At 64.6% G+C, this 15,696-nt stretch carries 12 protein-coding genes; 3 read left to right on the top strand and 9 right to left on the bottom strand.

Going from position 1 to position 15,696, the window contains the following annotated elements; genetic code table 11:
* Window positions 1–271: 271 nt before the first annotated feature.
* Entirely contained in the window at window positions 272–571 is a 300-nt protein-coding gene (locus tag H7007_RS09425; RefSeq protein ID WP_287154981.1) for a hypothetical protein, read from the top strand.
* A 407-nt stretch (window positions 572–978) separates the two neighbouring features.
* Here H7007_RS09425 and clpB read toward each other — a convergent pair whose 3' ends face one another.
* The 8 genes from clpB to H7007_RS09385 form a co-directional block, all read right to left on the bottom strand.
* Window positions 979–3,594, bottom strand: a complete 2,616-nt coding sequence (clpB, locus tag H7007_RS09420; protein WP_287154980.1) for an ATP-dependent chaperone ClpB — start codon at window positions 3,592–3,594, stop codon at window positions 979–981.
* 426 nt (window positions 3,595–4,020) lie between these two features.
* The gene (locus tag H7007_RS09415) at window positions 4,021–4,524 is read right to left on the bottom strand and encodes a heat shock protein transcriptional repressor HspR (RefSeq protein WP_287154979.1); all 504 of its coding nucleotides are present in this window, start codon (window positions 4,522–4,524) and stop codon (window positions 4,021–4,023) included.
* Window positions 4,525–4,534: 10 nt separating this feature from the next.
* Window positions 4,535–5,665 carry a molecular chaperone DnaJ gene (dnaJ, locus tag H7007_RS09410; RefSeq protein WP_287154978.1) on the bottom strand — a complete coding sequence of 377 codons (1,131 nt, stop codon included), beginning with the start codon at window positions 5,663–5,665 and terminating at the stop codon, window positions 4,535–4,537.
* A 208-nt stretch (window positions 5,666–5,873) separates the two neighbouring features.
* The gene (locus H7007_RS09405) at window positions 5,874–6,524 is read right to left on the bottom strand and encodes a nucleotide exchange factor GrpE (protein WP_287154976.1); all 651 of its coding nucleotides are present in this window, start codon (window positions 6,522–6,524) and stop codon (window positions 5,874–5,876) included.
* A 103-nt stretch (window positions 6,525–6,627) separates the two neighbouring features.
* Window positions 6,628–7,080 carry an Hsp20/alpha crystallin family protein gene (locus H7007_RS09400; protein WP_287154975.1) on the bottom strand — a complete coding sequence of 151 codons (453 nt, stop codon included), beginning with the start codon at window positions 7,078–7,080 and terminating at the stop codon, window positions 6,628–6,630.
* Between the two features lie 62 nt (window positions 7,081–7,142).
* Entirely contained in the window at window positions 7,143–8,981 is a 1,839-nt protein-coding gene (dnaK, locus tag H7007_RS09395; protein ID WP_287154974.1) for a molecular chaperone DnaK, read from the bottom strand.
* 697 nt (window positions 8,982–9,678) lie between these two features.
* A complete protein-coding gene (locus H7007_RS09390) occupies window positions 9,679–10,605 on the bottom strand; it encodes a UbiA family prenyltransferase (protein ID WP_287154973.1) in 927 nt (308 codons plus the stop codon).
* A gap of 467 nt (window positions 10,606–11,072) precedes the next feature.
* Window positions 11,073–11,666 (bottom strand): uracil-DNA glycosylase family protein, encoded by a 594-nt coding sequence (locus tag H7007_RS09385; protein ID WP_287154972.1) that lies wholly within the window; start codon window positions 11,664–11,666, stop codon window positions 11,073–11,075.
* Between the two features lie 164 nt (window positions 11,667–11,830).
* Between H7007_RS09385 and sigH the strand changes: the two genes are divergently transcribed.
* Together sigH and H7007_RS09375 are read left to right on the top strand one after the other, a co-directional pair.
* Window positions 11,831–12,514: an RNA polymerase sporulation sigma factor SigH gene (sigH, locus tag H7007_RS09380; RefSeq protein ID WP_287154971.1), complete on the top strand. Its 684-nt coding sequence runs from the start codon at window positions 11,831–11,833 to the stop codon at window positions 12,512–12,514.
* A 605-nt stretch (window positions 12,515–13,119) separates the two neighbouring features.
* Window positions 13,120–14,460 carry an acetyl-CoA hydrolase/transferase family protein gene (locus H7007_RS09375; RefSeq protein ID WP_287154970.1) on the top strand — a complete coding sequence of 447 codons (1,341 nt, stop codon included), beginning with the start codon at window positions 13,120–13,122 and terminating at the stop codon, window positions 14,458–14,460.
* 294 nt (window positions 14,461–14,754) lie between these two features.
* Here H7007_RS09375 and H7007_RS09370 read toward each other — a convergent pair whose 3' ends face one another.
* Window positions 14,755–15,624 (bottom strand): hypothetical protein, encoded by an 870-nt coding sequence (locus H7007_RS09370; RefSeq protein ID WP_287154969.1) that lies wholly within the window; start codon window positions 15,622–15,624, stop codon window positions 14,755–14,757.
* Window positions 15,625–15,696: the final 72 nt, after the last annotated feature.

The following is a 15,696-nucleotide window of genomic DNA, read 5'->3' as shown; positions in this document are numbered from 1 at the left end:
GACGTCTCCACCAAGGTCTCCTGCCGGGACGGGATGGTGATCTGTGAACGCGCCGTTTACTGGAGGCCTGCGGCCGGTGGCTCCTGGGCGGTTGGCCACGACTCCCGGGGAATAACCCCTTAAGGGGTCAAGCTTGAAGTGTGAATTTGACCGGGGCAGACGTTAGGTTTAGGACTTGGCATCAGGACACTCAAGGACCTGAATACCCCCAAGGGTATCACGATTCAAGACCTGACCCCTTAAATCTCTGGAATGGGAGCTGGGAGAGGAAGTGCCCAGGTTGGTGGTGGACGCGCAGAGGCGCTTCACCAGGGAAGGGTTCGCCCCCATCGACCTCTCCTCGGGATTGGACGAGCTGCGCACGCAGTTCGCGCTGCGCGGGCTGGGGAACCTGCGGGAGCTCCGGGTGGGCGAAGACGGTGCCTCCATGCGCCTGGATAACTCCTGCATGCAGCTGCTCCTCGTGGGGATGCTACAGGGGACCTTCGAGAGGGCCTTGGGCATGGACTCCTCCGTGGACTGGGAGGTGGACGAGAGGGAGACCCTCCGCGTGGAGGTGAAGGCGCTCTGAGCGCGTGAACACGCGCCGACCACCTGCGCCACGGCCCAAAAGGCGGACGAAGCGTGACGGTCGGTGGGGCTTGCATCGAGAAGAGAGAGCCGGAAACCGGCAAGCCCGGCCTCGCGCCCATCACCCATCCTGGAGCTTTGGGTTCGCGACGCGTAGAAAGAGAGGCACGACCCGCGTGACGCGGAAAGATCCCGGCGCATCCCCGGCAATGGGGAGGCCCTCCCCCTCCGGCAGGGGGAGGGCCTTTTGGCCTTCGATTCGCTCCCTATATTTATTTTTATGCACACGTCGCCGGTCCGCAAGCAGAGCCGCCGAGCGGGCTCGGCACCGTTGTCACCAACAGCCGGCGGATCTCTTTTTTGTCAACCGCGCAAGCGTCGGCCGATCTCACGACCCCTGACGGCTGCTCAAGCCTCGGCGTAGACCGACTCGCCGACGCGGGTGAAGGTGAACTCGCCCTCGGAGTCCACGTCCACCTCGATGAGGTCGCCCTCCTTGAACTCGCCCTCCAGGAGCCTGACCGCCAGGCGGTCCTGTATCTGGCGCTGGATGACCCGCTTCAGGGGCCGCGCACCGTAGTCGGGGTCGAAGCCCTCCGAGGCCAAGACCTCCTTGGCCCGCTCGGTGATCCGGATGTCCAGCTTGCGGTCGGCCAGCCTCCGGCGCAAGTACTCCACCTGGATGTCCACGATCTTTTTGATCTCCTCCATCCCCAGGGGGTTGAAGACGATTATCTCGTCCAGGCGGTTGAGGAACTCGGGGCGGAAGTGGGCCTTGAGGGTCTCAAGGACCATCTCCCGCACCTGGTCGCGGTCCTTCACCGCCATATCCTGGAAGTAGTGGCTCCCCAGGTTGGAGGTCATGATGATCACCGTGTTCTTGAAGTCCACGGTGCGCCCCTGCCCGTCGGTCAGCCGGCCGTCGTCCAGGATCTGGAGCAGGACGTTGAAGACGTCGGAATGCGCCTTCTCGATCTCGTCCAGGAGGATGACGCTGTAGGGCCTGCGCCGCACCGCCTCGGTGAGCTGCCCGCCCTCCTCGTAGCCCACGTATCCGGGAGGCGCGCCGATGAGCCGGGAGACGGTGTGCCGCTCCATGTACTCGCTCATGTCCAGGCGCACCATGGCCCGCTCGTCGTCGAAGAGGAACTCGGCCAGGGCGCGGGCCAGCTCCGTCTTCCCCACCCCGGTGGGCCCCAGGAAGAGGAAGGACCCGATGGGGCGGTTGGGGTCCTGCAGACCGGCGCGGGCGCGGCGGATGGCGTTGGATACTTTTTCCAGGGCCTCGTCCTGGCCCACCACGCGGCGGCGCAGGCGCTCCTCCATGTGGATGAGCTTTTGCACCTCGCCCTCCAGGAGCTTGGACACCGGGATGCCCGTCCAGGCAGAAACCACCTCGGCGATGTCCTCCTCGTCCACCTCCTCCTTGAGCATCTTGCGGTCCTTCTGCAGCTCCTGCAGGCGGCGGTTCTCCTCGTCCAGGGCCTTCTGCGCCTCCACCGCCTCGCCGTAGCGCAGGCGGGCCGCCTTCTCCAGGTCGCCCTCGCGCTCGGCGCGCTGCTCCTCGATGCGGATCTGCTCCAGGCGCTCCTTGAGCTCGCGTATGCGGGTGATGCACTCCTTCTCCGCCTGCCAGTGGGCCTTCATCTCCGCGCTCTTCTCCTTGAGCTCGGCGAGTTCCGCCTCCAGCTTCTCCAGCCGCTCGCGGGACGCCTTGTCCTTCTCCTTCTTCAAGGCCTGGCGCTCGATCTCCAGCTGCTTGATGCGCCGCTCCACCTCGTCGATCTCCGTGGGCATGGAGTCGATCTCGATGCGCAGGCGGGAGGCCGCCTCGTCCACCAGGTCGATGGCCTTGTCCGGGAGGAAGCGGTCGGAGATGTAGCGGTCGGAGAGCACCGCTGCCGCCACCAGGGCCGAGTCCTGGATGCGCACGCCGTGATGCACCTCATAGCGCTCCTTCAGGCCGCGCAGGATGGCGATGGTGTCCTCCACGTTAGGCTCCCCCACGTAGATGGGCTGGAAGCGACGCTCCAGGGCGGCGTCTTTCTCCACGTGCTTGCGGTACTCATCGAGGGTGGTGGCGCCGATGCAGCGCAGCTCCCCGCGTGCCAGAGCGGGCTTGAGCATGTTGGAGGCGTCCACCGCTCCCTCCGCCGCGCCGGCACCCACCAGGGTATGCAGCTCGTCGATGAAGAGGATGATCTGGCCCTCGGCGTCGGTTATCTCCTTGAGCACCGCCTTTAGCCGGTCCTCGAACTCCCCGCGGTACTTGGTCCCGGCCACCAGGGCCCCGAGGTCCAGGGCGATGAGGCGCTTGTTCTTGAGCCCCTCCGGGACGTCACCGGCCACGATGCGCTGGGCAAGGCCCTCCACGATGGCCGTCTTGCCGGTGCCCGGCTCGCCGATGAGCACCGGGTTGTTCTTGGTGCGGCGGGAGAGCACCTGCATGACGCGGCGTATCTCCGCGTCCCGCCCGATCACCGGGTCCAGCTTACCCCGCCGGGCCAGGTCCGTGAGGTCACGCCCGAAGCGCTCCAGGGCCTGAAAGCGCTCCTCCGCCTCGGGGTCGGTGATGCGCTGGCTGCCCCGCACCTCGCTCATGGCCTGGAGGATGCGGTCGCGGTCGATGCCCCGCCGGCGGAGGATGTCGCCCGCGTCGCCCCTCTTCTCCTCGGAGATGGCCAGGAAGAGGTGCTCGGTGGAGATGTACTCGTCTTTAAGCTTGTCCGCCTCGGAGAGGGCGGACTCCAGGACGGCCGCCGTGCGCGGCGAGATCTGCACCGCGCCCACGGCACCGGTCACTCTGGGAATCTTTTCCAGGGAGGAAGCCGCCGCTGCGGATAGCGCCGCCGGGTCCTCCCCTATCTTCTCCAGGAGGGAGGGCACGGTGCCGCCCTCCTGGCGCAGCAGGGCCAGGAGCAAGTGCTCCGGCTCGATGAACTGGTGGTGGCGCTCCCCGGCCAGCCGCTGCGCGTCGGCCAGGGCCTCGCGCGCCTTTATGGTCAACTTGTCCAGGCTTATCATCCTACCTACCTCCTCTTACGGCTAGCGCCGTTCTATGTTCATCCCTCGCGGGATAGTCCTCTCATCGCGGGCCCCGGGAAGGGGCCGGTATATATCAACCCCCGAAGCGGGGAGCATTCCTTTACTGCGGCCGGGGCCGGAGGCCGGCTCTCGGCCTCTCCCGTGTATATCCTCATCCCTCGCGGGATAGTCCTCTCATCGCGGGCCCCGGGACGGGGCCGGTATATATCAACCCCCGAAGCGGGGAGCATTCCTTTCCCGCGGCCGGGGCCGGAGGCCGGCTCTCGGCCTCTCCCGTGTATATCCTCATCCCTCGCGGGATAGTCCTCTCATCGCGGGCCCCGGGACGGGGCCTATATGTCAACCCCCGGACGTGGGGATCGTTCACTTTGTCCGCTCGCGAAAGCGGGGTGTCCCGCTTTCCCTTTATCGCTCCTCGGGACCACGGCGGGCCCAGGTCCCCAGGAAGGGATTGGCCTGGCGGGGCAGCATGAGCTCCCCGCGGGGAACGGGCACGATGTCGTTACGGAAGCTCTCCCGCACCATGCGCACCCGCTCCTCCATCTCCCTGCGGGCCTCCTCCAGCTCCTCCTCAAGGGCCCGGATACGCCCGCGCATTACCTCCAGGCTGCGCTGCAGGTCAAGGATCATCTTCACCCCTGCCAGGTTGATGCCCATATCCTGGGTGAGCTCCTGTATGAGCCGGCACTGCTCGATGTCCGCCTCGGAATAGCGCCTGCGGTTGCGCACCCGCGCCGGGCTGAGCAGCCCCTTGCGCTCGTAGATGCGCAGGGTCTGCGGGTGCACGTCCGCCAGCCTCGCGGCCACGCTGATGACGTAGAGGGGCTCGTCGGACCTACCACGGGTCTCCCCGCCGGCCCTCTCCGCACCCGCCTCCGGGTTCCCGGTCTTCTTCCTTCTCTCCTTCATGCCACCTCACCTACGCTTCCAGGAAGGCGCGGGGGTTCTCCTTCTCCAGCTCCTTGAGTTTCTGGATGAGCTCCTTCTCCTTGGAGCTGAGCTTCTGGGGCACCACCACGCGGGCGGTGACGATCATGTCCCCGTGCCCCTTCCCCTTGGGACGGGGCGCGCCCTTCCCCCGCAGCCGGAACTTCTTCCCGTCCGAGGTCCCGGCCGGTATCTTCAGCTTGACCCTCCCGTTGATGGTGGGGACTTCCACCGTGGTCCCCAACGCCGCCTCGGCGAAGGTCAGGGGAAGGTCCAGGAGGATGTCCGCGTCCTTCCTCTTGAAGTACTTGTGCGGCCTGACGTGCACGTTGACGTACAGGTCCCCGGGCGGGCCGCCCAGGGGTCCCGCCTCCCCCTTTCCCGGAAAACGGACCTTGCCGCCGTCGTTTATGCCCGCCGGGATCTTCACCTTGATGCTACGCGTGGACTCCACCGCGCCCGTGCCCCGGCAAGTGGGGCAGGGGTTCTCGATGACCGTCCCCCGCCCGCCGCAGTTCGGGCAGGGGCGTGAAAAGGCGAAGAACCCCTGGTTCTGGGAGACCGTCCCCCGCCCTCCGCAGGTGGGGCAGGTCTTGGGCAGGGTCCCCGGTTTGGCACCGCTCCCCCGGCAGGTGGGGCAGGCGCTCCTGCCGCTCAACGTCAACGGCACGGTCACGCCGTGTATGGCGTCCTCGAAGGAGATGGTCACGTCGGCGGTGATGTCCCTTCCCTTCCTGGTCTCCCGCCTCCTGCCCGCGCCCATCCCGGTGAAGAGGTTGAAGAGGTCGCCGAGGTCGCCCAGGTCCTCCAGGTTCCCGGTATAGGTGTAGGTGCGGGCGCCCGGCCGCGACCCGAAGGTCCCGAAGTCGAAGCCGAACCCCGGCCCCGGGCCTCCCGCCCCCATGAACATGGCGCCGGAATCGTACTGGCGGCGCTTCTCCGGGTTGGAGAGGACCTCGTAGGCCTCGTTTATCTCCTTGAACTTCTCCTCGGCGTCCTTGTTCCCCGGGTTGGCGTCGGGATGGTACTTCCGGGCCAGGCGGCGGTAAGCGTCCTTTATCTCCTTCTCGGACGCGTTCTTGCTTACTCCCAGAATCTGGTAATAATCCTTGTAGCCGTCCACCTTACCTCGCCTCTGCCTCAGGGGCCGCTTCGTCCAAAGGGTTACGGTCCTCCCCTCTTTAAGGGGGTTTCCGCCCTCAAACGGGCTCTCCCGCCCTTAACCCTTCCCGCACGGACCCTCCCGCGCGGTCCCTTCCTTCGCGAACCGGATGGGCGTTTCCTCATCCCGCCCCCGTCCGGTCGAAGGGCCGACAGGCGACCCCCATTTCCTATTTGCACTTGCTCACCGTGGCCCGCGCCGGACGGAGCAGGCTCCCCTTATAGCGGTAACCCTTCTGATGCACCTCGACCACCGTCTCGTCCTCGTGGTCGTCGCTGACCACGGTCATCACCGCTTCGCACTCGGCGGGGTCGAAGGGATGGCCGTGGGGGTTTATCTCCTCCAGCCCCTCCTTCTTGAGGATGTCCATCAGCTGCTGGTATACCATGCGCACCCCGACGGCCAGGGAGTCCTCCCGATCCGGACAGGCCTCCAGGGCCTTCTCCAGGTTATCTATAACCGGAAGCAACCCGGCGATGAGATGGCGGTTGGCCTGCTCCACGATACGGGTCTGCTCCCGGATCATGCGCTTCCGGTAGTTATCCAGCTCCGCCTTCTGGCGCTGCGCATCCTCCAGGTACTCGCGGGCCTTGGCCTGCGCCTCCCCCACTCTCTCCTCCAGGTCCAAATAGGCTTCTTCGAGCTCCTTCTTGGTCATGCGGTGGAGCTCCCGCCGCCTCTTCTCGCGCGGGTCCTCCGCCTCATCCTTGACGGAGCCCGTTCCCGATCCGGAGGGTCCGGGGTGCGCCCCGGCCTCTACCCTCTCCTGGAGCTCTTCCTTTTCCTCTCTGGTCCCGTCTTTCCTGGTCTCGTCCATCATCCACCTTCACCTCTTCCCGATGCCCGGTCCTTTATGGAGGGGGCTGGTCGTGCGGCCAGCCCCCTCGCGGGACCAAGCAGGAAGGAGTCGCCTCCCTTGAGGCTCACTTCCCCTCCACCTTGATGGGGATCTTCTTGGGCTTGGCCTCTTCCGCCTTGGGCAGCTCTATCTTGAGCACCCCGTCGGAGACGGTGGCCGTCACCTTGTCCTCGGCCACCTTCCGCGGCAGGGGAATGGTGCGCTCGAAGAGACCGTAGGCCCGCTCGATGCGGTGGTAGTTCTCCTCCTTGACCTCGGAGGTGAACTTGCGCTCCCCCTTGATGCGGAGGATGTCGTCCTCCAGGGAGATCTCCACGTCCTTGGCGTCCAGCCCGGGCAGCTCCGCCTCGACCACCAGCTTGTCGTCGGTCTCATACATGTCGATGGCGGGCGCCCAAGTGGCCACGGTCTCCGAAGCAGGCTCCAGTCCCCTGAAGAAACTGCGGCGGAAGAGACGGTTCACCTCGTCCTGCAGGTTCATCAGGTCCCGGAATGGATCCCACCTGACGATAGCCATATGCCTCACCCCTTTCCTGGTAATCTATGCCAAGACCGCCGCGGCGGCCTTGAGCCCTACGTTTACATCTCCTCGTAATCCGCCTCGTCGATCACCTCGCCCTCGGCCTCCTCGGTCGCTCCGTAGCTCCCGTCGCCCTCGGGCGCCGTGCGGGCACCCTCGGCCTTGGCCTGGGCGTACATGTGCTCGGCCAGCTTGTAGGAGGCCTGCATGAGGATCTCCGTCTTGCGGCGGATGTCGTCGACGTCCGAGCCCTTGAGGGCCTCCTTCACGTCCTCGAGGGCCTTCTCGATGGCCTTGCGGTCATCGGGCGACACCTGGTCCCCCAGCTCGCGCAGGGACTTCTCGGTGGTGTACACCAGGCTGTCCGCGTTGTTGCGCACCTCCGCCTCCTCGCGCCGGCGCCGGTCCTCCTCGGCGTGGGCCTCGGCGTCCTTGATCATGCGCTGTATCTCCTCCTCCGTGAGCCCGCTGGAGGCGGTGATGGTGATCTTCTGCTCGTTGCCGGTGGCCAGGTCCTTGGCCGAGACGTGCAGGATGCCGTCGGCGTCGATGTCGAAGGTCACCTCGATCTGCGGCACCCCGCGTGGCGCCGGCGGTATGCCCACCAGCTGGAAGTTCCCGATGAGCTTGTTGTAGGCCGCCATCTCGCGCTCGCCCTGGTAGACCTTGATGTCCACGCTGGTCTGCCCGTCGGCGGCGGTGGTGAAGATCTCGCTCTTCCGGGTGGGGATGGTGGTGTTGCGCTCGATGAGCTTGGTGAACACCCCACCCAGGGTCTCGATGCCCAGGGAGAGCGGGGTGACGTCCAGAAGGAGGACATCCTTGACCTCGCCCTTGAGCACCCCCGCCTGGATGGCGGCGCCCATGGCCACCACCTCATCGGGGTTTATGCCCTTGTGGGGCTCCTTGCCGCCGGCCAGCTTGCGCACCAGGTCCTGCACCATGGGCATGCGCGTGGCCCCGCCCACCAGTATGATGTGGTCCAGGTCCTTGGGCTCCAGCCCGGCGTCCTTCAGGGCGCGCTTAAAAGGACCCACGCACTTCTCCAGCAGGTCCGCGGTCATCTTCTCGAACTCCGCCCTGGTCAGGGTCATGTCCAGGTGCAGCGGCCCCTCAGGGGTGGCGGTGATGAAAGGCAGGTTTATGTTCGTCTGCGTGGTCGTGGACAGCTCTATCTTGGCCTTCTCCGCCGCCTCCTTGAGCCGCTGCAGGGCCATCTTGTCCTCGCGGAGGTCGATGCCGTGCTTGGCCTTGAAGTCGTCGGCCATCCAGTCGATGATGCGCTGGTCCCAGTCGTCGCCGCCCAGGTGTGTGTTCCCAGCGGTGGCCTTGACCTCGAAGACGCCCTCGCCGATGTCCAAGATGGACACGTCGAAGGTCCCGCCACCCAGGTCGAAGACCAGGATTGTCTGCTCGTTCTCCTTGTCCAAGCCGTAGGCCAGGGCCGCCGCGGTGGGCTCGTTGATGATGCGCAGCACGTTGAGCCCGGCGATGCGCCCGGCCTCCTTGGTCGCCGTGCGCTGGGCGTCGTTGAAGTAGGCGGGAACGGTGATCACCGCGTCGGTGATCTTCTCGCCCAGGTAGTCCTCGGCGTCCGCCTTGAGCTTCTGCAGGATCTTGGCCGAGATCTCCTGCGGCGTGTACTCCTTGTCGCCCAGCTTCACCCTCTCCGTGGTCCCCATCTTGCGCTTGATGGACACCACGGTGTTCTCCGGGTTGGTGACCGCCTGACGCTTGGCCACCTGGCCCACCAACCACTCTCCGGTCTTGGATATGGCCACCACCGAAGGTGTCGTACGCCCTCCCTCGCTGTTGGGGATGACCGTGGGCTCCCCACCCTCGAGGATGGCCACGACGGAGTTGGTGGTACCCAGATCGATACCCACTGCCTTCGCCATTTCCCTTTTCCTCCTTTATCTGTGATCTATCTCGCCACTCTTTGTCTTGGATGGCTGTCGGTTCTTCCCATCCGGAATCAGCCATCGTTCCATATCAAACTTAAGCCTATCTTTACTATATATCTTGATAATATTATTGTCAAGAATAATTACAATATTATTTTCAATTTTAAGGATGAAGGGAACCCGGAAAATGTTCCCGCCAGCGCAGCAGCCGCTTCCGATACCCGTACTGTGCGGAATGCAAGAAAAACAACGCCCGGAAGACGTCCCCGCCCTCCCGGGAACCGGGGGAAGCGGCCAGAGCCGCCGGCCCATCCCGGGGACCGTATATCCAGGAAGGCGCCCGGCCTCACGGTTCACCAGGTAGCGGTGAGGATACCAGGGAGCTCGGATCACGGGAGCTGGCCACGGGGAGACCCTCGGCGGTCTGGGGGGCAAGTGCGTCCCTTCCCCTCCCGCCTCACCCCTGAGGGAATGCCTTCCGCCTCGGGAAAGAGGCCGCGCCGTCATCTCGGGGGAAGAGCGGGGGCGGGAGGGTCGACAAGCTCATCCCGCTGTGCCACCTGCCGCAAGGCCATGCGTCAACGCCAAACAGGCACTGTCATGACCGACGGAGGACCCGTTCCTTCACGGCGTCTGCGACAGGCACCGTGGATTCCACAGGGGGACGGGGCAGTCATCCGCGAGGCCGCCATCAGGTGCGGACCACCATGTGCAGCCCGTAGACGAAGTAGAAGAGCCAGAGCAGGGCTATGGGATAGACCAGGAGGGAGGCATTGAAACGGATGAAGGGCGGCTTGTAGAGGAGGTGCATGCCGGCGGTGAAGACCAGGGCTCCGGGGAGGGCCAGGGCGATGAAGAGCTTGAAGGTCCAGCTCTGGGGGACGATGAAGTTGACCACGGCCACGGGTATGAGGAGCGCGCACATGGGGATCATGGCCTTGAGAAGTCGCTCGGCCCCGAAGACCACCCCCGAGGTCCGGAAACCGGCCGCGGCGTCGAAAGGCACGTCGTTGGCCACACTGGGCATGTAGAGGGTGGAGGCGAAGAGGAACCCGTAGACCAGGGGCCAGATGGGAGGCCAGGTGTCCGGCTGCAGGAGCTTCCATCCGGCGGTGAGCAGGACGCAGGCCCCGGTGGCGTTGGTCACGATGTCCAGGACCGGCTTGTTCTTGAAGCGGAACCAGGGATGGGAATAGAGGACGCCTAGGATGGCCACGGAACCGATCATGAACCAGGCGAACTCCCTCCCCGCCAGGAGGGAGAGGACCACGCATCCCGCAGCGGTGAGGAGGAAGACCGCCGCCGTCTCCAGCTTCCCCATCTCCCCGGTGACGAAAGGCTGGTCGGACATGTGGAGGTCTCCTTTGTACATGTCGTTGTGCAGGCGGTCGGACTCCACGTCGGCGTAGAAGTTGAGCGTGCTGGAGAAGAAGGAGCCGCAGAGGAAGGCCAGGAAGGCCAGGGCCACCCGGTAGCCGGGGGCGTCTCCCCCTCCCTCGGCGGCGGCGGCGAAGCCCAGGGTCATGGGAAAGAGGTAGATGAACATAGTGCGGACGCGGAAGAGCCTGGCGTACTTGTCCATCGCCTGGCGCAACCGGGAGGCGGCTTCAGCCTGCACAACAATCACCCTTTCCTCAAACGCCGACCGACATGACCTGGCACCCCCGCACCATCAAGACCCCCTCATCTAGATTAAAACAGAAGGCCATCCGTTGTTCAACAACTCGGGCGCATCGCCAATCGTACAGGATCGATCGCTTATGAGATCCCCCCTTGTTGCGTCGATCTGCTTGCCTTGCCAGGATGAGAGGCTCTCCCCCCAACCCCCTAAAGCCCGGGGGCGCCGATCGAAACCAAAGCGGCGCCTGGCGGACGTTTTTAGGATCGGCAGAAACCGTCTCGATCCTCGCTCTCCCCGCCGGTCGCCGTTGTCCAGAGGTGAAAGATCGCTGCGCACCAACCCAGGGCCCCTCTTCAAGGGTTCAGTGGAGCACGGCCGTTCTCAGGGCCGGGAAAACGCTCCACCACCCGCGAGGAGCACATCCCCGCGCTGCGCAGCGGGGCTACCCGCAGGCGAAGGCGGCCTCATCCGAGGAGGGGAGGAACTTTTTCCATTATCTTCCAGAATACGTTCTGGACCCAGGGTTCGCTCTCCAGGCGGGCTACGTCCACCTGGAAGAGGAAGCGGGAGCCGTAGAGGGCGATGACGTCCCCCGCCCGGGGATTCTCCGGCACCTCGTCCCCCAGGGCGATACGCAGGGCCACCGCGGCCACCTTACCGGAGACCACCACCACCCGCGGCCCCACCAGGAGGATCTCCTCCGCGAGGTAAGGGGCGCAGCGGCGGAGCTGAGCCAAAGTGACCTTCTCCGGCGCGCAGCGCAAGGCGGTCGAAAAATACATGGCGCACCGGGATAATCCGGACACGAGGGCGAGGCTCTTCCGCGCGGTCTCCTTCCAGCCGCCCCACGGGTCCTCGGGCGAGGCCCCCGGCCCCGGCTTTCCCGCCAGGAAGAGGATGTCCGCCCCGGGAGAGCCGCGGCCGGGAATGCCTTTCCCCAGCCCCGGGCAAAGGGAACAGCGGGAGACCGCCTCCCGGAGGGCATCCAGGTCGGCCTGGACCTTCAGGCGGACGCTCTCTCGGAGCGCTTCCCGTTCTCCGTTCCCTCCCTCAGCCATCAAAAATCTCCACCGTGATCGAAGGCCAACCACGCCCGCGCATTGAATACATTATATTGTATTTTCCCGAAAATATCTCCACAAAATATTGACATCATCAATATATATGGTTTATTATTAGCAACAAAATACAAGATATGGGCTGTATGTGAGGAGGGGTGCCGTTGCCGGTCAAGGAGAAAACCAGGTCCACAGCGCTGAAGGAACGCCACAGACCGTATTTCCTCGAGGTCTCCTACGACGAGATGAGCGACGAGGACCTCATCGCCTGTATAAGGCGTGGGGACTCCCAGGCGGAGGCCTATCTCCTCAACAAGTACCAGTACCTGGTGCACGTCAAGGCCAAGTCTTACTTCCTGGACGGGGCGGAGCACGACGACACCATCCAGGAGGGGATGATAGGCCTGTACAAAGCGATCCGCGACTACAAGTTCAACGACATCTGCTCCTTCCGCTCCTTTGCCGTCCTGTGCATCACCCGGCAGATAATCACCGCCGTGAAGACCCACACCCGCAAGAAGCACAACCCGCTGAGCTGCTACCGCCCGCTGGAGGCCCAAGCCTTCGACGAGGGAGGGGAGTACGTCTATTACGCCGGTAGCGGCCTGAACACCAAGGTGGAAGACCCGCTGGAGCTCTTCATCTTCGAGGACGAGGTGACCCGCGTGATCCATATCCTCAAGGAGAAGCTGAGCGGGCTGGAGTGGAAGGTGCTGGTCTCCTACCTGGAGGGGAAGAGCTACAAGGAGATCGCCGAGGAGATAAACCGGGACACCAAGGTAGTGGACAACGCCCTCTGCCGCATAAAAGTCAAGATAAAGAACCACGTGGAGCCGCTCCTCAACTGAGGACAACCTGGGTCTGCCCCCTCCCGGAGCGCCCGATGGCCGCCGGAGGGGGTTCTTATGTGTGTGGGTCCAACTCACATCCCACGGAGCCATGCCGCTCCCCTTGTCGCGCCCCAAGACCGGGGGACGCATCTCCGCCCGGCGGCGTGTTCCCGGGGACGGCGATTGCCCCGTGCTCGCCTCCCTATCCCCGATAAGCGGAAAGCATCATGCCGTGACCCCTGCAATCTCGCGGTGTCGGAGCGTCTCGTTAGCCGTTTCCAGGGTTGAAGAGGTTGGGAGAACACCCTGCCATCCCGGAAGTCACCCTTGTAAGCATGTAAAGAAGGAAATAAAATAGTCATTTAGTGATAATCAATACTTCACGATTTTTCCGAAGATTGTGATCATGCTATCGGAAGCCGTCGGGCGGGGATCATTCCACGGGAAGCCGTCTGGCATCATGCGGTTCGGGTATCCTAAGGGAATCCGTCGGGTGGATCTCGGCAAGCGTCGCGGTTCACAGGAAGCAGGCGGGACGGGGACCGGAAACCGTCTCCGGTAATGGGGCCCGCTTCCCGCACCGGCCCGGAGAGGGCCGGAGTGGCAGCAGAGGAGGGACAGGGATGAACAAGTGGGAAGAGGAGTACAAGAGGAAGCTGACCACCCCCGAGGAGGTGGCCAAGACGGTCAAGGACGGGGACCGCATCTTCTGCGGGAGCGGTTCCTGTACCCCCGACGCGCTCCTCAACGCCCTTTTCGACCGGGCGGAGGAGCTAAGGGACGTGGTCTTCGGGGGACTCATCCTCCTGGCCCCCACCTACAAGGTCCTCAAGATGGAGCTCACGCGAAACATCCTCTTCGACAACTTCTACGCCACTCCCCTGGACCGCGAATCCCTGCGGGAGGGCATAAGCGTGCACACCCCGTTCCATTTCTCGGAGCTCCCCCGCCTGGCCTCCGAATACCGGGGTTACCGCAAGATATTCACCCAGTGCGGTCCCATGGACAAGAACGGCTACTTCAGTTGCGGGGTCTCCGGGAATTTCCTGGACGTGGTGGACAAGGTGGACGAACTGGTCCTGGAGGTCAACCAGTACCAGCCGAGGGTGCACGGGCGCAATTTCTACCACATCAGCCAGGTGAGCGCCATCGTGGAGAACCACCACCCGGTCTTCGACCTCCCGCCGGAACCGGCCACGGACATCGACCGCCAGATCGCGGAGAACATCGTGGAGCACATCGAGGACGGGGCCACCATCCAGCTGGGCATCGGCGCGGTGCCCAACGCCATCGGGGAATGCCTCATCGAGCACGACCGGCACCATCTGGGATGCTACACGGAGATGATACCCGACGCCATCATGAAGCTCTTCGAGGCCGGAGTGCTGGACAACACGAAAAAGACCTTTCATCCCTACCAGTTCAACGCCTTCTTCGCCGCGGGTTCCAGCGCCCTCTATTCCTGGCTGGACGACAACCCCATGATCTGCTTCACCCCCATCAGCTACAACAACGACCCCTACAACGTGGCCAAGAACGACCGCATGGTGGCCATCAACTCCACCCTGGAGATAGACCTCACCGGCCAGTGCTGCTCGGAGTCCTTCGGTCCCTACCAATACACGGCCACGGGGGGCCAGGTGGACTTCACCCGGGGGGCCTGGATGTCTCGGGGCGGGAAGGCCTTCATCGCCCTCCACTCCACGGCGAAGGACCGGGAGACCGGGGAGACGGTGTCCAAGATAGTGCCCCAGCTGCGGCCGGGGGCGGCGGTGACCCTCACCCGCACCGACGTCATGTACGTGGCCACCGAATACGGGGTGGTCAACCTCAAGGGGAGAAGCCTGCGGGAGAGGGCGCGGGAGCTGATAAGCATCGCCCATCCCGACTTCCGCGGGGAACTCAAAAGGTACGCGCGCGGCGTGAAGTACTTCGTGCTCCCGGAGCATGAGGAGGGCCTGTAGGGAAAAGCCCGCAGGGCATGTACCGTCAAAGGCCTCGACCGCCAGGTGTTTGGGGGCAAGCGCGCCGGCGGCATGATCACAGGGGGGAAGGCCGCCTCGCGCTCCCGAACACGAGGGGCACCCGCGGGAGCGGACCACCCTGCCCCTGCTCAACCTGAAGTTGCGGCTGCAAGATAAAGGCGGGGCGGCAGTACCGGACACGGCGCGGGTTGCAGCGGCGAGAAGGATCGGGGAGCTCTCCCCCTCCGAGCACGGCGGGGAGTCCGCGGAGCGGTCGGAGATACAGGCACTCGGTTACTTCTTCCCCTTCTTCTTCCTCTCCGCCGCCCTGCGCTTCTTCTCCTCCTCCACGGACCGGAAGAAGAAGCGGTTGAAAGCCGCGGCCAGAAAGGCGGTCTTCCCGCCCTCAAGGAGGGACATGCACAGGAGAAAGATCAGAGACGCTGGGACCGGCCTCCGGAGGAGGGCGAGGAGGAAGTATAGCCCCAGCATCAGGGTACGCACGGCGAACTCCGGAAGGAGCATGAGCTTGAGCGCCTCTCCGTACCTGGGCCTCACCAGGCGGTAGGCGGCGCGCAGCGTCTCATCCACCTTCCGGCCCCCGCCTATGGTGACGACCTGCGGCGCGGTCACCACCAGCACCAGGGCGAGGTCCGCCGCGAAGTACCCCAGGTAGAAGAACTGCAAGGTGGAGATCACCACCAGGCTCCCCACGTTGGCCCCCCCGGCCAGGAAGAGGCTGAGGACTATGCCCAGCACCATCTGGGCGACCATGTTGGCCATGACGGCTATGACTCCCCAGGTGAGGCCGGTGAAGAAGACCGGACGCGAGGATTCGAGCAGACGACGGTATGCCCGCCGGAACGACCCCTTCTTTCCGCCGCCTCCCTCACTCTCCTCCCACACATCCCCGGGGACCCTCCCCGCATAAAGCAGGGCCGCCATACACCAGAAGACGAAGTGCAGGCAGAAGCACACCGCGTATCCCACGAGGAGCAGGAGCAAGAAGAGCGTGGTGGAGGCATAAGTTACCAGAAACTGGCTGAGAAACACCAGGGGCAGGACGGAAGCCGCGAGGAGAAGCCACATGCCCGGAAAGGAAGTCCAGTCCCCCCATGCCGGGCGGGCCAGCTCCTTGAGCCACGATCTCTCCCTGTCCGCCACCTCTCGCGCCTTCCACGCCTTCTCTCTCGCTGGGAGCATTCCGCGCCTGTCCCCGGCCCCCCAGCGCCGGGA

The sequence above is a fragment of the Candidatus Solincola tengchongensis genome (assembly GCF_015711935.1).
In the GTDB taxonomy this organism is placed as follows: Bacteria; Actinomycetota; Geothermincolia; order Geothermincolales; family RBG-13-55-18; genus Solincola_A; species Solincola_A tengchongensis.
This window is presented reverse-complemented; position numbering and strand designations above follow the sequence as displayed.